Here is a 23,626-nt window from a genome sequence, read left to right as displayed (position 1 = left end):
GCTGCGGCGCAGCCAGCGCCGTAAGGGGCCAGATCGCTGGCGCGGGGGACTGGTGGGCGGAGAGAGCGTGAACCCTTCCGGCTTGGGTCGGTCCGGGGCCGAGCGGCATCCCCCCGACCTTCAGACGTGTCTGGCGGACCTGCGGCGCTTCCGGGGGTCCACGGTCGTCGTGAAGTTCGGCGGCAACGCGATGGTGGACGAGCGGTTGAAGGCCGCCTTCGCCCGGGACATCGTCTTCCTGCGGTACGCGGGGCTGCGCCCGGTGGTCGTCCACGGCGGCGGCCCGCAGATCGGTGCGCAGCTGAACCGCCTGGGCCTGGCCTCCTCGTTCGCCGGGGGCCTGCGGGTGACCACGCCCGAGGCCATGGACGTGGTGCGGATGGTGCTGGCCGGTCAGGTCCAGCGCGAACTGGTCGGGTTGCTGAACGCCCACGGGCCGTTCGCGGTCGGGATGACGGGCGAGGACGCGCACACGATGACCGCGGCCAAGCGGTTCGCGGAGGTCGGCGGGGAGCGGGTCGACATCGGGCTCGTCGGGGACGTGGTGTCCGTGCGGCCCGCGCTGCTGGAGTCCCTGCTCGCGGACGGCCGGATCCCGGTGGTGTCCTCGGTGGCGCCGGGCGGGGACGGGAGCGTCTACAACGTCAACGCCGACACGGCGGCGGCCGCGGTGGCGGGTGCGCTGCGCGCGGACGTGTTCCTGATGCTCACCGACGTCCCCGGCCTCTACCGGGAGTGGCCCACGGACGGTGAGGTGATCCCCCGGCTCGGCTCCGAGGAGCTGGCCGCCCTGATGCCCGGTCTGGCCGGGGGGATGGTGCCGAAGATGGAGGCCTGCCTGGCGGCGCTGCGCTCGGGAGTGGGCGGGGTGCGGGTGCTGGACGGCCGGGTGCCGTACGCGGTGCTGCGGGCCTTCGGCGCCTCGGCCCCGGGCACCCAGGTGGTGCCCTCGGTGGTCGGGCGGGCGCCGGACCGGGAGGCCGGGGCGCGGAGCCCGGTGCCGGGCGAGCTCGCCCTGCGGTGAGCCGGCCTCCCGGCGCGTGTCGGGACGGCGCCGGGACGGGTCCAGGCGGGGCCGACCGTGCGTCAGGAGGCCCGTTCGGGCTGGTCCCGGAGGGTGTGGCGGAGAGCGGCCGGCGGCGGCGAACTTGACTCTGCTGCTCCGATAAGAGAACTTAGGCAAGCCTAACCAAAGGGTCTTCGGTGGTCTCGCCGGGGGTTTGAAGTCCCGGAGCCCGTCTCCGGGTCCGCGAACGAGCAGCAGGTAGACGGAAGGACGAGTCATGTCGCGCGAGAACGGCGCAATCTACGGAGGCGGCGGCGCCGACGACCTGGTCGGCATAGGCTTCGGCCCCGCCAACCTGGCCCTGGCCATCGCGATCGACGACCACAACCGGCGCAACCCCGAGCAGTCGATGCGGGTCCGCTTCCTGGAGAAGCAGGAACGTTTCGGATGGCACCGGGGCATGCTGCTCGACGGCGCCACGATGCAGGTGTCCTTCCTCAAGGACCTGGTGACCCTGCGCGACCCGCGCAGCCGCTTCACCTTCCTGACGTACCTCCAGGAGCGCGGCCGGCTGGTCGACTTCATCAACCTGAAGTCCTTCTACCCGACCCGCCTGGAGTTCCACGACTACTTCGAGTGGTGCGCCGCGGAGTTCGCCGACCAGACCGGCTACGGCCGCCAGGTCACCGCGATCCGCCCGGTGGAGTCGGACGGCCGGATCGACGGCGTCGAGGTCGTCTCCGAGGCCGTCACCGGCGGCGACCGCGAAGTCCGCCGGGCCCGGAACATCGCGGTGGGCACCGGGCTGACCCCGCGGGTGCCCGAGGGCGTCACCGTGGGCGAGCGCGTCTGGCACACCCGGGACCTGCTGGTGAAGGCGCCCGCGCTGGCCCGCCAGGAGCTGCGCCACCGCCGGATCGCCGTCGTCGGCGCCGGGCAGTCGGCCGCCGAGACGGTCGAGTACCTGCACCGGACCTTCCCCGACGCCGAGATCTGCGCCGTCCTCACCCGCTACGGCTACAGCCCGGCGGACGACAGCCCGTTCGCCAACCGGATCTTCGACCCCTCCGCGGTGGACGAGTTCTACGGGGCGTCCGAGGAGGCCAAGCGGGCGCTGCTCGGCTACCACGCGAACACCAACTACTCGGTGGTCGACGGCGACCTGATCGAGCAGCTGTACCGGACGGTCTACCAGGAGAAGGTGGCCGGCACCGAGCGACTGCGGATCCTCAACGCCAACCGCCTGACCGGTGTCGGCCACGAGGCGGACGGCGTCAGCGCACGGGTCCGCTCGCTGACCACCGGCGAGGAGCAGGTGCTGGCCTGCGACGCCGTCGTGCTCGCCACCGGCTACACCCACGTCGACCCGCGCGAGCTGCTCGGCGACCTCGCCCCCGCGTGCCTCACCGACGAGTCCGGCCGGCTGCGCGTCGACCGCGACCACCGGGTGCTGACGGAGGACCACGTCGACGTGGGGATCTACCTCCAGGGCGGCACCGAGCACACCCACGGGATCACCTCCTCGCTGCTCTCGACGCTCGCCGTCCGTTCCGGCGAGATCTGCGACTCGCTGCTGCTGCGGCAGACCGGGCGCCAGCTGCGCGCCCAGCACGACCGCCCTCGGCGTCGCCGGCTGAGCACGGATCAGGGCCCCCGGGCCCCCGATCCCGCCGGACCGCCCACCCCCGCAACCGAACGGACCCCCGCATGAGCGACACCACCGCACCAGGCCCGCAGGGCTTCGACCCGGACACCGTCCGGGCGGACATCGCCGACATCCTCGGCGAGCGCCCGGAGGACATCGCCGACGACGAGGACCTGCGCGACCTGGGCCTCGACTCGATGCGGCTGATGCACCTGGTCGAGATCTGGCGGGGGCGGGGCGCCCGGGCCGAGTTCGCCGACCTGGCCGACCTCGGCACCGGACCCACCGTCCGCTCCTGGTCGGCGTACCTGAGCCGGACCTGAGAGCCCTCCAGCACCCGAACCGCTTGAACCGCCCGCACCGGGCCCCCTGACTCCGGCGGTTCGCCCGACCTGCCGCGAACCCGCCGCGCACCGCGTATCACCTTCAAGGAGAACCATGAACACCCGTGCCCTGACCTCCCGCAGCGTCAGAGTCGGCGCCGCCGCCGTCACCGCCGCGCTCACCCTCGCGGCCTGCGGCTCCAACGGGGACAGCAAGGACGCCGCGGCGCCGGCCGGCTCGGCCGGCGCGTCGGGCCCGGTCGTGGTCGAGGCCACCAACGGCAAGATCACCGTCCCGGCCGGCGTCAAGCGCATCGTCAGCGTCTCCTACGCCACCGGCGCGCTGCTGGACCTCGGCGTGCAGCCGGTCGGCACCAGCACCATCGACGACAACAACCCGATGGAGCTGCTGCCCTCGCAGACCGAGGCCGCGAAGAAGATCGAGCCGATCGGCTCCGGCATCGAGATCAACATCGAGAAGGTCGCCTCGCTCAAGCCCGACCTGATCGTGGTCGAGGGCGCCACCGCCTTCGACTGGGGCGTCAAGAAGCTCGAGGGCATCGCCCCCACCCTGTACTTCGGCGTGGACAAGCCGGTCGACCTGCTCAACGCGCAGGAGAAGATCGCCACCGCCGTCGGCAGGGAGGCGGAGTTCAAGAAGCTGAAGTCCGACTACGACACCAAGGCCGCGAAGATCAAGACGGACTACGCGGCCAAGCTCAACTCCGTGAAGTGGACCATCGCCTCCTCCTACGGCGGCGGCGAGTTCCTGGTCGACACCAGCAGCTCCTGGGTCGGCCGGGTCCTCAACGACGCGGGCGCCAAGTTCTCCCAGGCCTCCACCGACCCGGCCGAGCACGAGGTCACCTACTCCACCGAGAAGCTCGACGTCCTCGCCGACGCCGACATCGTCCTGGTGCCCAGGACGGCCGCCACCGGCGAGGTCCCGCAGGACACCAAGGACCTCGACAAGCAGCCGTCGTGGAAGAACCTCAAGGCCGTCCAGGCCGGCAAGGTCATCCCGGTCACCTACGCCACCAGCGACCGCTACGGCACCTCGCTGAACGTCCTCGACCAGATCGAGACCATCCTCAAGGGCCTCTAGGCCCCTCCCGTCCGGGCGGCCGCCCACCCCCCCGCGGCCGCCCGGACGGACACCACCACATCGCACCAAGCGCACGAGCGCCCCGGGCTGGCACGGTCGGCGGGGCCGTGAACCCGGGAAGGGCCGACCCATGGCTGGCACGACGACGCAGCACGCCGAGCAGGACGCTCCGCAGGAGCCGACGGCAGCGCAGGCGGGCATCCTCGCCGCGCAACGGATCGACCCCGACAACCCGGCCTACAACGTCGGCCAGTACGTGCGCATCGCCGGCGACCTCGACGAGGGCCTGCTGGAGGCCGCGCTGCGCCGCACCCTCACCGAGGCCGACGGCCTGCACATCCGGCTCACCGGCCAGGAGGACCGCACCGTCCTGCTGCCCGGCGCGTTCGACGCCGAGGCCTGGCGGCTGCACCGGCTCGACACCAGCGGCGCCACCGACCCGGTCGCCGCGGCCGCCGCCCTGGTCCACGAGCAGCTGGCCGTCCCGACCGTGCTGGAGGGCCCCGGCGCGGGCCCGCTCACCGGCTCGCTGCTGGTGCGCGTCGGCCCCGCCGACCACCTGTGGTTCCAGTGGTTCCACCACCTGGTCGTCGACGGCTACAGCGTCGCCCTGTTCAGCCGCCGGGTCGCCGAGGTCTACACCGCGCTCGCCACCGGGGCCGACGTCCCCGAGAGCCCGTTCCGCCCCGCCGCCCTGCTCGCCGAGGCCGAGCGCGACTACCTCGCCTCCGAACGCGCCGAGACCGACCGCGCCTACTGGCGCGAGCGCTTCGCCGACCGCCCGACCGTCGTCAGCCTCACCGAGCAGGCCGCCGCGGCCTCCCCGGCCGGCCTGCGCCACCGCGTCGAGCTCCCGGCCGGGCCGAGCGCCGCGGTGCTCGCCGCGGCCCGCGCCGCCAAGGCCACCTGGGCCGAGGCCGCGAACGCCGCCCTCGCCGCCTACCTGCACCGGATGACCGGCACCGCGGACGCCGTCCTCGGCATGCACTTCATGGCCCGCACCGCCCCCGGCACCCTGCGCGTCCCCGGCATGGCCGTCAACATCCTCCCCGTGCGGCTGCCCGTCGGCGGCGAGGACACCTTCACCGACCTGATGCGCCGCTCCGCGCAGGAGCTCAAGGCGGTGCGCCGCCACCAGCTGCACCGCGGCGAGGAGATCCGCCGCGACCTCGGCCTGGTCGGCAGCGACGACCGCTTCCACGGGCCGATGCTGAACATCAAGCCCTTCGACCTCGACCTCGACTTCGCGGGGAGCCCCGGTACCACCGTCAACCTGGCCTCCGGACCAGTCGAGGACTTCTCGCTGTCCGTCCTCAAGACCCCCGACGACCGCCTGGTGCTGGAGTTCGACGCCAACCCCGCGCTCTACGGCGCCGGTGAACTCGCCCGCCACGCCGACCGGTTCGCCGGCCTGCTGACCCGCCTCGCCGCCGCGCCCGGACAGCCGCTGGCCGGCCTGCCGCTGCTCGCCGACACCGAGCGCGAGGACATCCTGCACGGCTGGAACGACACCGCCCGCGAGGTCCGCGAGGGCACCCTGGTCAGCCGGATCGCCGAGCGCGCCGCCGCCACCCCCGACGCCACCGCGGTCGTCGCCGAGGGCGTCGAGCTGACCTACGCCGAGCTCGACGCCCGCGCCGGCGAACTCGCCCTGGCGCTGCGCGCCGCCGGCGCCGGCCCCGACCGGGTCGTCGCCGTCGCCGTGCCCCGCTCCGCCGAGCTCATGGTCGCCCTGCTCGGCGTCCTGAAGTCCGGCGCCGCCTACCTGCCGCTGGACGCCGACTACCCGGCCGAGCGGCTCGCCCACATGGTCGAGGACGCGGCCCCGGTCCGCGTGGTCACCGTCCGCGCGCTGCTGGAGCGGCTGCCCGAGGCCGCCCGCGCCACCGCCCTGGTGATCGACGACGCGGCCGCCGCGGCGCCCGCCCAGGACGGCCCCGCGCTGGCCGCGCCCGACCCCGACCACGCCGCCTACCTGATCTACACCTCCGGCTCCACCGGCCGCCCCAAGGGCGTCGTGGTCACCCACCGGGCCATCGTCAACCGGCTCGCCTGGATGCAGCACACCTACCGGCTCGGCGCCGACGACCGCGTCCTGCAGAAGACCCCGGCCAGCTTCGACGTGTCCGTCTGGGAGTTCTTCTGGGCGCTCTGCGAGGGCGCCACCGTCGTCCTCGCCCGCCCCGAGGGCCACAAGGAGCCGGCCTACCTCGCCGCGCTGATCGCCGAACAGAGCGTCACCACCCTGCACTTCGTCCCCTCCATGCTGCGCGCCTTCCTGGAGGAGCCGTCGGTCGCCGAGCGCTGCGCCGGCCTGCGCCGCGCCTTCTGCTCCGGCGAGGCCCTGCCCGGCGACGTCGTCGACCGCTGGTACGCCACCCTCCCCGGGGTGCCGCTGCACAACCTGTACGGCCCCACCGAGGCCGCCGTCGACGTCACCCACCACCACACCGCGCCCGCCGCCGGCGTCGTCCCGATCGGCCGCCCGGTCTGGAACACCCGGCTGTACGTGCTGGACGCCGCCCTGCGCCCCGCCCCGGTCGGCGTGCCCGGCGAGCTGTACCTCGCCGGGGTCCAGCTGGCCCGCGGCTACCTCGGCCGCCCCGGCCTGACCGCGGAGCGCTTCGTCGCCGACCCGCACGGCGGCCCGGGCGAGCGGATGTACCGCACCGGCGACCTCGTCCGCTGGGCGCCCGACGGCACCGTGGAGTACCTCGGCCGCACCGACGACCAGGTCAAGGTCCGCGGCTTCCGGATTGAGCTCGGCGAGATCGAGGCCGCCCTGGAGGCCCTGCCCGGCGTCGTCCAGGCCGCCGTGACCGCCCGTGAGCTGACCCCCGGCGGCGCCCGCCAGCTGGTCGGCTACCTGGTGCCCGCCCCCGCCGACCCCGAGGAGCTGCGCTCCGAGCTCGCCCGCACCCTGCCCGAGCACATGGTCCCGGCCGTCCTGATCGGCCTGGACGCCCTGCCGCTGAGCCTCAACGGCAAGCTCGACCGCAAGGCCCTGCCCGCGCCCGCCGCCGGCCGCGGCGCAGGCGGCGGCGCCCCGCGCACCGACGCCGAGCGCATCCTCGCCGCGCTGGTCGCCGAGGTCCTCGCCCTGCCCGGCGACCAGGTCGGCGTCGACGACAACTTCTTCTCCCTCGGCGGGGACAGCATCTCCGCCATCCAGCTCGGCAGCCGGGCCCGCCGGGCGGGCTTCCGGATCACCCCGCGGGTGGTCTTCGAGCGCCGCACCGTCGCCCGCATCGCCGCCGTCGCCGAGGACACCCGCACGGCCGGCGCCCCGGCCCCGCGCGCCGTCGACGCCACCGGCCCGCTGCCCACCACCCCGATCAGCGAGTGGCTGCGCGAGCGCCGCGGCCCGGTCGCCCGGTTCGGCCAGCACACCGTCGTCACCGTCCCGGCCGGCCTCGACCGGCAGCGCCTGGCCGCCGCCCTGGACACCCTGACCGACCACCACGACGCGCTGCGGCTGAGCCTGAACGTCGCCGAGGACGGCCGCTGGACCCAGGAGGTCCGGCCCGCGGGCAGCGCCCCCGCCGCCGACCGGCTGCGCCACATCACCGTCACCGCCGAGGAGCTGGCCACCGCCGCCGCCCTGGAGCGCGAGGCCGCCGCCGACCGCCTCGACCCCGAACTGGGCGTCGTCCTCCAGGCCGTCCACCTCGACGCCGGCGACCACACCCCCGGCCTGCTCGTCCTCGCCGTCCACCACCTCGCCGTCGACGGCGTCTCCTGGCGCATCCTGCTGCCCGACCTGCGCGCCGCCTACGAGGGCCGCGCCCTGGAGCCCGTCACCACCCCGCTGCGCGCCTGGGCCCGCGGCCTCGCCGAGGCCGCCGCCGAGGACCGGATCCGCGCCGAACTGCCCCTGTGGCAGGCCGTCCTGGCCGACGGCGACGGGCCGCTGCTCGGCGAGCGGGCCCTGGACGCCGGCCGGGACACCGCCGCCGACACCCGCCGCCTGCGGCTGACCCTGCCCGCCGAGCGCACCGCGCCGCTGCTCGGCGCCGTCCCCGCCACCCACCGGGCCGGCGTCGACCACGTCCTGCTCACCGGCCTGGCCCTCGCCCTGCTCGCCCGCCGCCGCGCCCGCCTCGGCGCCGACGCCCGCCCCGACCTGCTGCTGCGCCTGGAGGGCCACGGCCGCGAGGACCAGCTCGTCCCCGGCGCCGACACCTCCCGCACGGTCGGCTGGCTCACCAGCGAGTTCCCCGCCCGACTCGACCTCACCGGCGTCGACCCCGAGGCCGCGCTGGCCGGCGGGCCCGCGGCCGGCCGCGCCCTCGCACTGGTCAAGGAGCAGCTGCGCGCGCTGCCCAACGCGGGCGCCGGCTACGGCCTGCTGCGCCGGCTCGACGAGACCTCCGCCGCCGCCCTCGCCGACCTGGCCGAGCCCCAGCTGCTCTTCAACTACCTGGGCCGCTTCGGCGCCACCGGCGAGGAGTGGACCGTCGCCCCGGAGGCCGGGGACGCCGTCACCGCCTCCACCGACCCCGGCCTGCCCTGCGTCCACGCGCTGGAGATCGGCGCGTTCGTCCACGACGGCCCGGCCGGCCCCGAGCTGACCGTCCAGCTGTCCTGGCCGCAGGGCGTGTTCGGCGAGGACGCCGTCCGGGAGATCGCCGACGGCTGGTTCGCCCACCTCGACGCACTCACCCGCTACGCCGACCGGCCCGACGCGGGCGGCCTGACCCCCTCCGACGTGCCGCTCGCCCCGGTCACCCAGGCCGTCCTGGACCGCCTGGCCGAGGAGCACCCGGACACCGAGGACGTCCTGCCGCTCTCCCCGCTCCAGGAGGGCCTGCTCTTCCACACCCTGCTCCAGGACGACCAGGGCGCCGACGAGCTCTACACCTCGCTCACCTCGCTCGACCTGCGCGGCCCGCTCGACCGCGCCGCGCTCGTCCGCGCCGTCGACGCGGTCGTCAACCGGCACACCGCGCTGCGCTCGGGCTTCCTCGGTGACGGCCTGCCGGAGCCGCTCCAGCTGGTCGCCGGCCACGTCCGGGTGCCGTGGACCGAGCACGACCTCACCGCGCTGCCCGCCGACCGGCAGCAGGCCGAGACCGCCCGGATCGAGGACGCCGAGGCCTCCCGCCGCTTCGACCTGGCCCGCCCGCCGCTGGTGCGCTGCGCCCTGGTCGCCCTCGGCCCCGACCACCACCGGCTGGTCCTGACCCGCCACCACATCGTCATGGACGGCTGGTCCACGCCCGTCCTGCTGCGCGAGCTGATCACCGCGTACGGCGCCGGGGGCGACCCCGCCGCGCTGCCCGCCACCGCCCCCTACGCCGACCACCTCGGCTGGCTGGCCGCCCGCGACACCGGCGCCGACACCGCCGCCTGGCGGCAGGCCCTGGCGGGCCTCGCCGCGCCGACCCTGCTCGCCGACGGCCTCGGCACCCCCGCCGCCGGCCCGGCCGCCGCCGGACGGGAGATCGAACTGCCGATCCCCGCCGAGCTGTCCGCGGCCCTCACCGCGACCGCCCGCGAGCACGGCCTGACCCTCAACACCCTCGTCCAGGGCGCCTGGGCGGTCCTCCTGGGCCGGCTCACCGGCCGCACCGACGTGGTCTTCGGCGCCACCGTCTCCGGCCGCCCCGGCGACCTGCCCGGCGTGGAGTCGATGGTCGGCCTGTTCAGCAACACCGTCCCGGTGCGCTTCGAACCGGACGAGGACGAGCCGGTCGCCCGGATGCTGGTCCGCCTCCAGGCCCAGCAGTCCGCCCTGCTCGACCACCAGTACCTCGGCCTCGCCGACATCCAGGCGGCGGCCGGCCACGGCACCCTGTTCGACACCCTGCTGGTCTTCGAGAACTACCCGGTCGACCCCGACCACCTCACCGCCCGCGGCCTGCGGGTCGCCGGCATCGGCAACCGCGGCGCCACCCACTACCCGCTCACCGTCCTCACCCTGCCCGGCGAGGCCCCGCAGCTGACCGTCGAGTACCGCCCCGACGTGTTCACCGCCGAGCAGGCCGGCGCCGTCGGCGAGCGCCTGCTGCGGCTGCTCACCGCCATCGCCACCGCGCCCGACACCGCCGTCGGCGCGCTGGAGGTCCTCTCCCCGGCCGAGCGCCGCACCGTCCTGGAGGACTGGAACGCCACCGCGCGCCCCGTCCCCGAGGGCACCGTCGTCGACGCCTTCGCCGCCCGCGCGGCCGCCATGCCCGAGGAGACCGCCGTCGTCTTCGGCGCCGAGCGGCTCGACTACGCCGAGCTCGCGGCCCGGGTCGACCGCACGGCCCGCCACCTCGCCGCGCTCGGTGCCGGACCGGGCCGGGTCGTCGCACTGGCCCTGCCGCGCTCGGCCGACCTGGTCGCCGCCCTGCTCGGCGTCCTCGCCTCCGGCGCCGCCTACCTGCCGATCGACCTCGACCACCCGGACGAGCGGATCGCGCTGATGCTGGCGGACGCCGACCCGCTGCTCACCCTCAGCACCGCCGAGGTCGCCGGCCGCCACCCGGTGCTGGCCGCCCACGGCAAGGGCGTCGTCACCCTCGCCGAACTCGGCACGCTGAGCGCCGACCCCGTCCGCCCGCACGCCGACGACCTGGCGTACGTCATCCACACCTCCGGCTCCACCGGTCGCCCCAAGGGCGTGCAGGTGCCGCACCGCGGCCTGGCCAACATGCTGGAGCACCACGGCAACACCGTCTTCGCCCGGGCCGCCGCCCTGGCCGGCGGGCGCCGGCTGCGCGCCGCGCACACCGCCTCGTTCTCCTTCGACTCGTCCTGGGAGCAGCTGCTCTGGCTGATCCAGGGCCACGAGCTGCACGTCTACGGCGAGGACCTGCGCCGCGACCCGCAGGCCCTGGTCCAGCGGCTGCTCGCCGACCGGGTCGACACCCTGGACGTCACCCCGTCCTTCGGCCAGCAGCTCGTCGAGTGGGGCCTGCTGGACTCCGACCGGCACCGCCCGCTGCTCTTCCTGGTCGGCGGAGAGGCCGTCGGCGACGCCCTGTGGACCCGCATCCGGGAGACCGAGGGCGTGCTCGGCCACAACTTCTACGGCCCCACCGAGTACACCGTCGACACCCTCGGCGCCGCGCTCGACGACAGCCCCACCCCGTTCGTCGGCCGCCCGATCGGCAACACCCGGGTCTACGTGCTGGACGCCCGGCTGCGGCCCGTCCCGGCGGGCGTGCCCGGCGAGCTGTACATCGCCGGCCCCGGCCTGGCCCGCGGCTACGGCAACCGCCCCGCGCTCACCGCGAGCCGCTTCACCGCCGACCCGTTCGGCGCCCCCGGCGCGCGGATGTACCGCACCGGCGACCTGGTACGCCACCGCCCCGACGGCAGCCTCGACTACCTCGGCCGCGACGACGACCAGGTGAAGATCCGCGGCTTCCGGGTCGAGCCCGGCGAGGTCGAGGCCGCCCTCGCCGCCCTGCCCGGCATCGCCCAGGCCGCCGTGCTTGCCCGCCCGGCCGCCGCCGGCGCCAAGCGGCTGGTCGGCTACGTCGTCGCGGCGCCCGGCGCCGCCGCCGACCCCGCCGCGCTGCGCACCGCGCTCGCCGAGGCGCTGCCCGAGTACATGGTCCCGGCCGCGATCGTGCCGCTGCCCGCGCTGCCGCTGAACGTCAACGGCAAGCTCGACCGGCAGGCCCTGCCGGAGCCCGGCGCCGAGGCCTTCGCCGCCCCGGCCGGACGGGCCCCGCGCACCGAGGGCGAGGCCGTGATCTGCGGCGTCTACGCCGACGTGCTCGGCCTGCCCGCGGTCGGCATCGACGACGACTTCTTCCAGCTCGGCGGGCACTCGCTGCTCGCCACCCGGGTGATCGGCCGGCTGCGCGCCGCCCTCGGCGGCGAGGTCGCCGTCCGCGACCTGTTCGAGAGCCGTACCCCCGCCGCCTTCGCCGCCCGCCTGGACGGCGCGGCGACCGGGCGCACCGCCCCCGCCGCCCGCCCGCGCCCCGAGCGGATCCCGCTGTCCGCCGCCCAGGCCCGGCTCTGGTTCCTCTACCGCCTCCAGGGCCCGAGCACCGCGTACACCATCCCGTGCGCGCTGCGGATCGACGGCGAGCTGGACGCGGACGCGCTGCGCGCCGCCTTCGCCGACGTGCTGGCCCGCCACGAGGCGCTGCGCACGGTCTTCCCCGACCACGAGGGCCGGCCCTACCAGCGGATCCTCGAACCGCAGAGCGCCGGGGTGCCGTTCAGCAGGGCCGAGGCCTCCGGGCACCGCCTGGACACCGAGGTCGCCGCGGCCGGCGCGTACGCCTTCGACCTGGCCACCGAGATCCCCGTCCGGGCGACCCTGCTGACCGCCGGGCCCACCCGGCACGTGCTCAGCATCGCCCTGCACCACATCGCCGGTGACGAGTGGTCCGAGGGCGTGCTGCTGCGCGACCTCGACCTCGCCTACGCCGCCCGCCGGGCCGGTGCGGCCCCGCGGTTCGCGCCGCTGCCGCTGCAGTACGCCGACCACGCGCTGTGGCAGGGCGAGCTGCTGGCCGCCGAGCAGGGACCGGCCGCCGACCAGAGCCGCTACTGGACCGAGCGGCTGGCGGGCCTGCCCGCCGAGCTGGCGCTGCCCACCGACCGGGCCCGCCCGGCCGAGGCGAGCGGCCGCGGCGGCGCCGTCCGGCTGCGGCTGCCCGACGAGCTGCACACCGCCCTGCGCGGCTACGCGCAGCGCACCGGCGCGACCCCGTTCATGGTCACCCAGGCCGCCGCCGCGCTGCTGCTCGGCAAGCTGGCCGGCACCACCGACGTCGTGCTCGGCACGCCCGTCGCGGGCCGCACCGACGAGGTGCTGGAGTCCGTCGTCGGCTTCTTCGTCAACACCCTGGTGCTGCGCCACGACCTGGCCGGCGACCCGGACTTCGACGAGCTGGTCGCCCGCTCCCGGGAGAGCGTGCTCGGCGCGCTCGCTCACCAGGACCTGCCGTTCGACCGGCTGGTGGAGATCGTCAACCCCGAGCGCTCGCTCGGCCGCCACCCGCTGTTCCAGGTGATGGTCCAGCACCGCCGGGAGGCCGACGGCCTGGACCACCTGCTCGGCGCCGCCACCGCGCTGCTGCCCGACCCCGTCCACGCGGCCCGCTTCGACCTCGCCTTCACCTTCGTGGAGGCCGCCGACGGCAGCCGCACCGACCTGACCGTCATCCACGCCGAGGACCTGTTCGACCGCGCCACCGCGCGGCTGTTCGGCGCCCGGCTGATGCGGGTGCTGGAGCAGGCCTTCGCCGCCCCCGAGCGGCCGGTGAGCCGGATCGAGCCGACCGCCGCCCAGGAGCGCCGCGGCCTCGCGGGGGAGTGGAACGCCACCGCCATCGCGGTCCGCGAGGGCACCCTGGTCAGCCGGATCGCCGAGCGCACCGCCGCCACCCCCGACGCCGTCGCGGTCGTCTTCGAGGGCGCCGAACTGACCTACCGCGAGCTGGACGAGCGGGCCGCCCGGCTCGCCGGGGCGCTGCGCGCCGCCGGCGCCGGCCCCGACCGGATCGTCGCCGTCGCCGTCCCCCGCTCCGCCGAGCTGATGGTCGCCCTGCTCGGCGTCCTCAAGGCCGGCGCGGCCTACCTGCCGCTGGACACCGAGTACCCCGTCGAGCGCCTCACCGGCATGGTCGAGGACGCCGCCCCGGTGTGCGTGCTCACCGTCCCCGGCCTGGAGGCCGGCCTGCCCGCCGTGCCGGGCGTGCCGGTGCTCACCGTCGACGCCCGGGCGGCGGCGCCCGTGCCGCCCGCCGTCCTGGACGCCGACCACGCCGCGTACGTCATCTTCACCTCCGGCTCCACCGGCCGGCCCAAGGGCGTCGTGGTCACCCACCGGGCGATCGTCAACCGGCTCGACTGGATGCGCGAGGTCTACGGCATCACCGCCGAGGACCGCGTCCTGCAGAAGACCCCGGCCAGCTTCGACGTGTCGGTCTGGGAGTTCTTCCTGCCGCTGGTCAGCGGCGCCCGGGTGGTGCTGGCCCGCCCCGGCGGCCACCGCGAGCCGGAGTACCTGGCCGCCCTCGCCGCCCGCGAGTCCGTCACCGCCTGCCACTTCGTGCCGTCCATGCTCACCGCCTTCACCGGCGCCGCCGAGCAGGACGGGAGCGTCCGGCAGGGCTTCGCGGGCGTGTCCCGGGTCTTCTGCTCCGGCGAGGCGCTGCCCGCCGCCGCGGTCGACCGCTTCCTCGCCCTGTGGCCGCAGATCGGGCTGCACAACCTGTACGGCCCCACCGAGGCCGCCGTCGACGTCACCTACCACCGGGCCTGGGCCGGCTCCGGCGTCGTCCCGATCGGCCGTCCGGTCTGGAACACCCGCCTGCACGTGCTGGACGCCCGGCTGCGGCCCGTCCCGGTGGGCGTCCCCGGCGAGCTGTACCTCGCCGGGGTCCAGCTGGCCCGCGGCTACCTCGGCCGCCCCGGCCTGACCGCGGAGCGCTTCGTCGCCGACCCGTTCGCGCCGGCTGGGCCCCTCCTGCCCGATGGCGGGCAAGGAGGGAGGATGTACCGCACGGGTGACCTGGTGCGCCGCCGGATCGACGGCGAGGTCGAGTACCTCGGCCGCACCGACGACCAGGTCAAGGTCCGCGGCTTCCGGATCGAGCTCGGCGAGGTCGAGTCCGCCCTCGCCGCCGTCCCCGGCGTCGGCCAGGCCGCCGTCACCGCCCGCGCCGTCACCGAGGGCGGTGCGCGCCAACTGCTCGGCTACGTCGTCCCGCAGGCCGGGGCGGGCGTGGGCGGCGAGGCCGTCCGCGCGGCCGTCGCCGCCGTGCTCCCCGAGCACATGGTCCCCGCGGTCGTCACCGTCCTGGACGCGCTGCCGCTGAGCGTCAACGGCAAGCTCGACCGCAAGGCGCTGCCCGCCCCCGGCCGCCGCACCGGGCAGGCCGCCCCCGCGGCCGCCGGACCGTCCCCGGCCGCCGCCCTCGCCCGGGTCTTCGCCGAGGTGCTCGGCCTGGCCGAGGTCGGCGAGGACGAGAACTTCTTCGCCCTCGGCGGGGACAGCATCGTCTCGATCCAGCTGATCAGCCGGGCCCGCAAGGCCGGCTACCAGCTCGCCGCCAAGGACGTCTTCCAGTACCCCACCCCGGCCGCCCTGGCCGAGTCCAAGGGCCTGCCGACGGCCCGCCCGGCCGACCACGCTCCGGCCGCGGCCGCGCCGCAGGCACCCGCCGACGGCGAACTGCCCGCCCTGCCGGTGGTGCACTGGCTGCGCGAGCGCGGCGGCCCCGTCGACCGCTTCAACCAGTCGGTGCTGGTCGGCGTCCCCGCCGACCTGCGGGAGGAGCCGCTGCGCGCCGCCCTGGCCGCGCTGGCCGCCCACCACCCGGCGCTGCGGCTGCGCCTCGACCGGACCGACGGCCTGTGGACCCAGGAGATCCTGCCGACCGCCCAGGCACCCGCCACCACCGAGCCGGACACCCTGCGCCGCGTCGACGCCCGCGAGGGCGACCTCACCGCGCTGCTGACCCGGGAGGCCGACGCGAGCGCCGCCGCGCTCGACCCCGCCGCCGGCCGGGTGCTGCGCGCCGTCTGGTTCGACGCGGGCGACACCCGGGACGGCCGCCTGCTGCTGACCGTCCACCACCTGGCGGTGGACGGCGTCTCCTGGCGCACCCTGCTGCCCGGGCTCGCCGCCGCCTACCAGGCCCTCGCCGCAGGCCGCAGGCCCGCCCTCGAACCCGAGGCGTACGGGCTGCGCGCCTGGTCCGAGCACCTGCTGGCGCACGCCCAGGAACGCAGCCGGGTCGCCGAGGCCGCCCACTGGCGCACCGCGCTCGCCGGGCCCGCCGGACCGCTCGCCGCGCTGAGCGCCGACCCCGACCGCGACACCGTCGCCACCGTGCGCACCCTGCGCCGCACGCTGCCGGCCGACCGCACCGCACCGCTGCTCACCGAGGTGCCCAGGGCCTTCGGCGCCGGCGTCGACGACGTGCTGCTCGCCGCCCTGGTGCTCGGCGTGGCCACCGCCCGCCCGGGCGCCGCCCCGGCCCTCCAGGTCGACCTGGAGGGGCACGGCCGCGGCGGCCACGACGGGCTCGCCCCCGACCTGGCCGGCACCGTCGGCTGGTTCACCACCGTCCACCCCGTCCGGCTGGACCTCGCCGGGATCGACCCGGCCGCCGCGCTCACCGGCGGCCCGGCCGCCGGCCAGGTGCTCAAGCAGGTCAAGGAGCAGCTGCGGGCCGCCCCCGACAAGGGGCTCGGCTTCGGCCTGCTGCGCCACCTCAACCCGCAGACCGCGTCGCTGCTGGCCGCCGCGCCGCGCTCGCAGGTGCTGTTCAACTACCGGGGACGCGCCGACGGCGCCACCGGGGCGCCGGGCGGCTGGCCGCTCGCCCCGCAGCCGGAGCGGGACGCCGTCGCGGCCGGCGCCGGCCCCGACCCGCGGATGGCCGCCGGCTACCCGCTGGAGATCGACGCGGTGATCCGCGCCGGCGCCGACGGAAAGCCCGAGCTGGCCGTCGAGTGGAGCTGGCCGCAGGCCCTGCTCACGGAGACCGAGGTCGCGGAGCTCGCCGACGCCTGGTTCACCGCCCTGGACGCACTGGCCCGGCACACCGCCGGCGGCGGGGCCGGCGGGGTCACCCCCTCCGACCTCAGCCTCGTCTCGCTCAAGCAGGCCCAGATCGACCGGCTGGAGTCCCGGCTGCGCGGACGGCGGCGCCGATGACCACCGAGCCCGCCCGTCCGGACCCGACCGACCACCACGCCCCGACCACCCCCAGGACCGAGAAGACCGTGATGAACGACTCCACCGCACCGATCGACGACCCCCAGGCCGAGGGCGCGGCCGCATCGGACCTGGAGGACGTCTACCCGCTGTCCTCGCTCCAGGAGGGCCTGCTCTTCCACGCCCTCTACGACGACGGGGCCCGCGACGTCTACGTGGTCCAGTCCCACCTGGACCTGGCGGGCCCGCTCGCCACGCCCCGCCTCGCCGCCGCCCTGGACGCCCTGCTGACCCGCCACGCCAACCTGCGGGCCGGCTTCTGGTACGAGGACCCGGAGGCCGTCGTCCAGTTCGTCCAGCGCACCGTGGACACCCCGCTGCGCGAGGTCGACCTGACCGCGCTCGACGGGGACGCCCAGGACGCCGCCGTCCGCGCGGCCATGGACGAGGACTGGCACCGCCGCTTCGACCTGGACGCCCCGCCGCTGCTGCGGCTGGCCCTGCTGCGGCTGGACGCCGAGCGCTCCCGGCTCGTCCTGACCTGCCACCACCTGCTGCTCGACGGCTGGTCGATGCCGATCGTGTTCCGCGAGCTGCTGGCCCTGTACGGCTCGGCCGGCGACCCCTCGGTGCTCGCCGCCGCCCGCCCCTACAAGGACCACCTCGCGCTGCTGGCCACCCGGGACACCGCCGCCGCCGAGGCCGCCTGGAGCACCGCCCTGGCCGGCTTCGAGCAGGCCCACCCGGTGGCACCCGGCGCGGGCACCGCGGCCGCCGTCGAGCCGGGCGTGGTCACCCGGTACGCCGACCCGGTGCTGTCCGAGCGGGTCGCGGCCGCCGCCCGGGGCCGCGGCCTGACCCTCGGCAACCTCGCCCACACCCTGTGGGGCGTCCTGGTCGGCTCCCTCACCGGCACCACCGACGTGGTGTTCGGCACCACCGTCTCCGGCCGCCCCGACGACCTGCCGGGCGCCGAGGCCATGGTCGGCCTGTTCATCAACACCGTGCCGGTCCGGGTCCGGCTCGCCCCCGACGCCACCCTGGCCGGTGCCGCCGCCCGGGTGCAGCGCGAGCAGGCCGAGCTGATGGCCCACCAGCACCTCGGCCTCGGCGCGATCCAGCGCCGCAGCGCCGTCGACGGCAGCCTGTTCGACACCCTGCTCGTGGTGGAGAACTACCAGGGCGGCGGCGACGCCCTGCGCGAGGCCCTCGGCGACACCGCCGGCCTCACCGTCACCGCGCTCGGCGCCCGCGACGCCACGCACTTCCCGCTCGGCCTCACCGTGCTGCCCGGCGCCGAGCTGCGGGTCGAGCTGGAGTACCGGCCGGACCTCTTCACCGCGGCCGAGGCCGAGCGGATCGCCGACCGCTTCCTCGCCCTGCTGGCCGCGTTCGCCGACGGCCCGGACACCCCGCTGGCCCGGCTCGACCTGCTCGACCCGGCCGAGCGCGCGGCCCTGCCCGCCACCGTGGCCGGCCCGGCCCACCAGGTGCCGGCCGGCACCGTCGCCGACCTGTTCGCCGCCCAGGCCCGCCGCACGCCCGCCGCCCGCGCGCTGGTCGGCCCGTCGCTGACCGGCACCCCCACCGCCGAGACCTTCGCCGAACTCGACACCGCCGCCGACCGGCTGGCCCGGCTGCTGCTCCGCCGCGGCCTCGGCGCGGACGGCACCGCGGCCATCGCGCTGCCCCGCTCCACCGACACCGTCACCGCGGTCCTCGCCGTGCTGCGGGCCGGCGCCGCCTACCTGCCGCTGGACCTCGACCACCCCGACGAGCGGCTCGCCCTGCTGCTCGACGACGCCCGCCCGGCCGTGCTGCTGACCACCTCGGCGGTCGCCGCGCGGCTCCCGCGGCAGCCCGGCACCACCGTCCTGCTGCTCGACACCGAGGACACCCGGGCCGCCCTCGCGGCCCTCCCGGACGGCCCGCTCACCGACACCGAGCGCGGCGGCCCCGTCCTCCCCGGACAGGCCGCGTACATCATCCACACCTCCGGGTCGACCGGCCGCCCCAAGGGCGTCGTCATCCCGCACGAGGGCCTCGCCAACCTGGCCCACGACCACCTCGCCGGCCCGTTCGCCGCCGCCCTGGAGGCCGCCGGGCTGCGCCGGCTGCGGGCCCTGCACACCGCCTCCTTCTCCTTCGACTCCTCGTGGGAGCAGCTGATCTGGCTGATCGGCGGACACGAGCTGCACATCCTCGGCGAGGAGGACCGGCGCGACGCCGAGGCCGTCGTCGCCTACACCCGCGAGCAGCGGGTGCACGCCCTGGACGTCACCCCCAGCTACGCCCGGCAGCTGCTGGACTCCGGCCTGCTGGCCGGCGCGCACCGCCCGCCCGTCCTGCTGCTCGGCGGCGAGGCGCTCCCCGAACCGCTCTGGACCAGGCTGCGGGCCGAACCCGGCGTCACCGTCCTCAACTACTACGGCCCGACCGAGTTCACCGTCGACGCGCTGCTCGCCGACCTCGCCGACAGCGAGACCCCGAGCGTCGGGCGCCCGCTGGCCGGCGCCCGCGCCTACGTCCTCGACGCGCTGCTGCGGCACGTCCCGGCCGGCTCGCCCGGCGAGCTGTACCTGGCCGGCGTCCAGCTGGCCCGGGGCTACCTGGACCGCCCGGGCCTGACCGCCGAGCGCTTCGTCGCCGACCCGCACGGCGCGGCCGGCACCCGGATGTACCGCACCGGGGACCTGGTGCGCCGCCGCCCCGACGGCACCATCGACTACCTGGGCCGGGTCGACGACCAGATCAAGATCCGCGGCTACCGGATCGAGCTCGGCGAGATCGAGGCCGTGCTCGCCGAGCAGCCCGGGGTGGCGCACAGCGCGGTGCTGGTGCGCTCCGGCGCGGTCGACCGGGTGGTCGCCTACGTCGTCCCCGCCGCCGGTGCCGCCCTGGACACCGCCGCCCTGCACGAGGCCGTCGCGGCCCGGCTGCCCGAGTACATGGTCCCCTCGGCGTTCGCCGTGCTGGACGCGCTGCCGCTGACCGTCAACGGCAAGCTCGACCGTGCCGCGCTGCCCGCGGACGACGCCCTCGACTACACCGGGCCCGGCGCCGGCCGGGCCGCCGAGACCGAGACCGAGCAGCTGCTCTGCGAGCTGTACGCCGAGGTCCTGGGCCTGCCCGGGACGGGCGCCGAGGACGACTTCTTCCGCCTCGGCGGCGACAGCATCTCCTCCATCCGCCTGATCGGCGCGGCCCGCGCCGAGGGCCTCTCGCTCAGCCCGCGGGACGTCTTCGAGGGCCGCACCCCGGCCGCGCTGGCCGCCCTGGCCGACGCCCGCGGCGCCGCCGCCCAGGCCCCCGAGCTGCCCGAGCTGCCCGCCGCGACCGAGGCCGAGCTGGCCGCCGTCCGCGCCGCCGCGCCCAAGCTGGAGATCGAGGAGCTCTGGCCGGTCTCCCCGCTCCAGGAGGGCCTGCTCTTCGAGGCCGGCTACGACGACCAGGCACTGGACGTCTACACCTCCCGCGACCTCGTCACGCTGACCCGCCGGGTGCCGCTGGAGGTGCTGCGCTCCGCGGTCGCCGCCGTGCTGGAGCGCCACCCCAACCTGCGGGCCGGGTTCCTGCAGGACGGCCCCGGGCGCCCGCTGCAGTTCGTGCCGCGCGCCGTCGACGTGCCGCTCACCGAGACCGACCTGTCCGCGCTCACCCCGGCCGGGTTCGAGGCCGAGCTGCGCCGGCTGACCGAGCGCGAGGCCGCCACCCGCTTCGACCTGGCCGCCCCGCCGCTGCTGCGCCTGGTGTCGGTGCTCGCCCCGGACGGCGGGCAGCGGATCCTGATCACCAACCACGCCCTGCTGTGGGACGGCTGGTCGGCCGGGCTGTTCCTGCAGGAGCTGCTGACCGGCTGCGCCGGCCAGGAGGCCCCCGAACCCGGCCTGCCCTACCGGGACTTCCTGCGCTGGCTGGCGGCCCAGGACGCCGAGCAGGGCCGCACGGCCTGGCGCGAGGCGCTGGCCGGCCTGGCCGAGCCGACCCTGCTGGCGCCGCAGGCCCGCGAGCGGGCCGCGCTGCTGCCGCAGGAGGTCACCGCGGGAATCTCCGCCGACCTGACCGCCCGGATCGCCGCCTTCGCCCGCGAGCGCGGCCTGACCCTCAACACCGTGCTCTCCGGCGCCTGGGGCCTGCTGCTGTCCGGCCTGACGGCCCGCGAGGACGTGGTGTTCGGCGCGACCGTCTCCGGCCGCCCGGCCGAGCTGGCCGGGATCGACGCCACCATCGGCATGTTCCTCAACACCGTGCCGGTCCGGGCGAGGCTGGACGGCGCCGAGAGCGTCACCGCCTTCCTCACCCGGCTGCAGGAGGAGCAGACCGCCCTGCTGGCGCACCACCAGGTCGGCCTCGGCGAGATCCAGCGCGGTACCGGCTTCGGTCGGCTGTTCGACACCCTCCAGGTGCTCCGCAACACGCCCGCCGACCAGGGCGTGCGCGACCGCATCCGGGAGAGCCTGGGCGTCCGGGACGTCGTCGACGTCGACGCCACGCACTTCCCGCTGATCTTTATCACCAACCTGGGTGAGGCGCTCTCCTTCGAGTGGAAGTTCCGCCCGGACGTCTTCGAGCGCGCCGTCGTCGAGGCGCACGCCGAGCGCCTGGTCGCCCTGCTCGGACAGCTCGTCGACCACCCCGACCGCCCGGTGCGCGCCCTGGACGTGTTGACGTCGGGTGAGCGCGGGTTGTTGGGGGAGTGGGCGGCGACGGGTCGGGAGCTGCCGGCGGCGTCGGTGGCGGATCTGTTGGCGGAGCGTGCGGTGGCGGTGCCGGACGAGGTGGCGCTGGTGTTCGGTGCGTCGTCGTGGACGTATGCGGAGCTGGATGCGCGGGTGAACCGTCTGGCGCGGTTGTTCACGGCGCGTGGGGCGGGGCCGGAGCGGGTGGTGGCGTTGGGGCTGCCGCGTTCGCTGGAGATGGTGGCGGCGCTGTTCGCGGTGCTGCGGGCGGGTGCGGCGTACCTGCCGCTGGAGCTGGACTACCCGGTGGAGCGCCTGGCGTTCATGGTCGAGGACACCGCCCCGGTCTGCCTGGTCACCGACTCCACCGCGGCCGCGCTGATGCCGGCCCACGCCGCGACCGTGCTGCTCGACGCCGAGGACGTCCGCGCCGAGCTGGCCGGCCTCTCCGCCGAGCCCTACCGGGCCCCCTACGACCCGGAGGCCGCCGCGTACGTGATCTTCACCTCGGGCTCCACCGGGCGTCCCAAGGGTGTGGTGACGCCGTACCGCGGTCTGACCAACATGCAGTTGAACCACCGGCAGGAGATCTTCGACCCGGTGGTGGCCTCGGCCGGGGGCCGGCGGCTGCGGATCGCGCACACGGTGTCGTTCTCCTTCGACATGTCGTGGGAGGAGCTGCTCTGGCTGGTCGAGGGCCATGAGGTGCACGTCCTGGACGAGGCGCTGCGCCGCGACGCCCAGCGGCTGGCCGACTACTGCGACGAGCACGCCGTGGACGTCGTCAACGTGACGCCCTCCTACGCCCAGGCCCTGGTGGAGTGCGGTCTGTTGGACGAGGGGCGGCACCGTCCGGTGCTGGTGCTGCTGGGCGGTGAGGCGGTGGCGGAGACGCTGTGGTCGAAGCTGCGGGACACGCCGGGGGTGATGGGCTACAACCTGTACGGGCCGACCGAGTACACGATCAACACGCTCGGCGGCGGGACGCTGGACTCGGCGACCGCCACGGTCGGGCGGCCGATCTGGAACACCGTGGCGCACGTCCTGGACAGCCACCTGCGGCCCGTCCCGGTCGGCGTCCCGGGCGAGCTGTACGTCTCCGGTGTCGGTCTGGCGCGCGGGTACCTCAACCGTCCGGGTCTGACGGCGGAGCGGTTCGTCGCCGACCCGTTCGGCGAGCCCGGCGGGCGGATGTACCGGACGGGCGACGTGGTGCGCTGGCGGGCTTGGGGGTCCCCCCGGCCGGAGGCTGGGGGAGGCCTGCTGGACTTCCTCGGCCGGGCCGACGACCAGGTGAAGATCCGCGGTTACCGGGTCGAGCCCGGCGAGATCGAGGACGCCATCGCCGCCCACGAGGACGTCGCCCAGGCCGCCGTCGTCGTCCGCGAGGACACCCCCGGCGTCAAGCGCCTGGCCGCCTACCTGGTGTCAGGTGAGGGTACCCTTATCGAGGCCTCCGAGATCCGGCGTATGCTGGCGTCCCGGCTGCCCGAGTACATGGTCCCCTCGGCGTTCGTCGTCCTCGACGCCCTGCCGCTGACCGTGAACGGCAAGCTCGACCGCAAGGCCCTCCCGGAGCCCGGCGCCGAGGACTACACAGCGTCGGGATCGCAGCGCGAGCCCCGCTACCCGAGCGAGAAGGCGGTACACACGGCGTTCGCCCGGGTGCTGGGCCTGCCCTCGCTGGGCATCGACGAGAACTTCTTCGACCTCGGCGGCCACTCGCTGCTCGCGATGTCGCTGCTCCAGCGGCTCCGCGCGGAGTTCGAGGGCGACATCTGCCTGGCCGACCTGCTCGCCAGGCCGACCGTCGCGGCCCTCGCCGACTTCCTGGTGGACCGCCTGGTCCACACCGCCCTCGGGGCGGAGCCGGGCGACGGCACCGCCTGCTCCGGCTGACCGCCCCCGACCACATCCCCACGACCCCAAGGAGAACCAGATGAGCGCCACCAACCCCTTCGAGGACGACGACGCCCGCTACCTCGTGCTCGTCAACGAGGAGAACCAGCACTCCCTGTGGCCCGCCTTCGCGGAGATCCCGGCCGGCTGGACCGCCGTCCACGGCGAGGACAGCCGCCAGGCGTGCACCGAGTACATCGAAGCCAACTGGACCGACCTGCGCCCGGCGAGCCTGATCGCCCGCAGCGCGTGACCGGCCCCAGCGCCTGATCACCCGGGAGGGGGCGGCCGCGCACCGGCCGCCCCCTCCCGTACCGCTTCTCCCGCAGCTACCCGACGGATGGCCA

Annotated in this window: 7 protein-coding genes; all 7 read left to right on the top strand. The window is 75.9% G+C overall.

What is annotated here, in order from left to right; all coding sequences use genetic code 11:
• Window positions 1-82: 82 nt before the first annotated feature.
• The 7 genes from argB (at window position 83) to ACIGZJ_RS15540 (ending at window position 23,532) form a co-directional block, all read left to right on the top strand.
• Complete coding sequence (argB, locus tag ACIGZJ_RS15570) at window positions 83-1,024, top strand: acetylglutamate kinase (RefSeq protein WP_396457703.1); 942 nt, start codon at window positions 83-85, stop codon at window positions 1,022-1,024.
• Window positions 1,025-1,283: 259 nt separating this feature from the next.
• Window positions 1,284-2,717 (top strand): lysine N(6)-hydroxylase/L-ornithine N(5)-oxygenase family protein, encoded by a 1,434-nt coding sequence (locus ACIGZJ_RS15565; protein ID WP_396457702.1) that lies wholly within the window; start codon window positions 1,284-1,286, stop codon window positions 2,715-2,717.
• A complete protein-coding gene (locus tag ACIGZJ_RS15560) occupies window positions 2,714-2,974 on the top strand; it encodes a phosphopantetheine-binding protein (protein ID WP_396457701.1) in 261 nt (86 codons plus the stop codon). Before ACIGZJ_RS15565 ends, ACIGZJ_RS15560 begins: the two co-directional genes overlap by 4 nt.
• Window positions 2,975-3,089: 115 nt before the next feature.
• The gene (locus ACIGZJ_RS15555) at window positions 3,090-4,079 is read left to right on the top strand and encodes an ABC transporter substrate-binding protein (RefSeq protein ID WP_396457700.1); all 990 of its coding nucleotides are present in this window, start codon (window positions 3,090-3,092) and stop codon (window positions 4,077-4,079) included.
• Window positions 4,080-4,209: 130 nt separating this feature from the next.
• Complete coding sequence (locus ACIGZJ_RS15550) at window positions 4,210-16,701, top strand: amino acid adenylation domain-containing protein (protein ID WP_396457699.1); 12,492 nt, start codon at window positions 4,210-4,212, stop codon at window positions 16,699-16,701.
• Window positions 16,698-23,279, top strand: coding sequence for an amino acid adenylation domain-containing protein (locus ACIGZJ_RS15545; protein WP_396457698.1), 6,582 nt, complete (start codon window positions 16,698-16,700; stop codon window positions 23,277-23,279). Before ACIGZJ_RS15550 ends, ACIGZJ_RS15545 begins: the two co-directional genes overlap by 4 nt.
• Window positions 23,280-23,319: 40 nt before the next feature.
• A complete protein-coding gene (locus ACIGZJ_RS15540) occupies window positions 23,320-23,532 on the top strand; it encodes an MbtH family protein (RefSeq protein ID WP_396457697.1) in 213 nt (70 codons plus the stop codon).
• The last annotated feature ends 94 nt before the right edge of the window (window positions 23,533-23,626 follow it).

Source organism: Kitasatospora sp. NPDC052868 (assembly GCF_044547105.1).
Taxonomy (GTDB): Bacteria; Actinomycetota; Actinomycetes; order Streptomycetales; family Streptomycetaceae; genus Kitasatospora.
The sequence above is the reverse complement of the archived record's forward strand: the minus strand, read 5'-3'. Positions and strand labels throughout refer to the sequence as shown.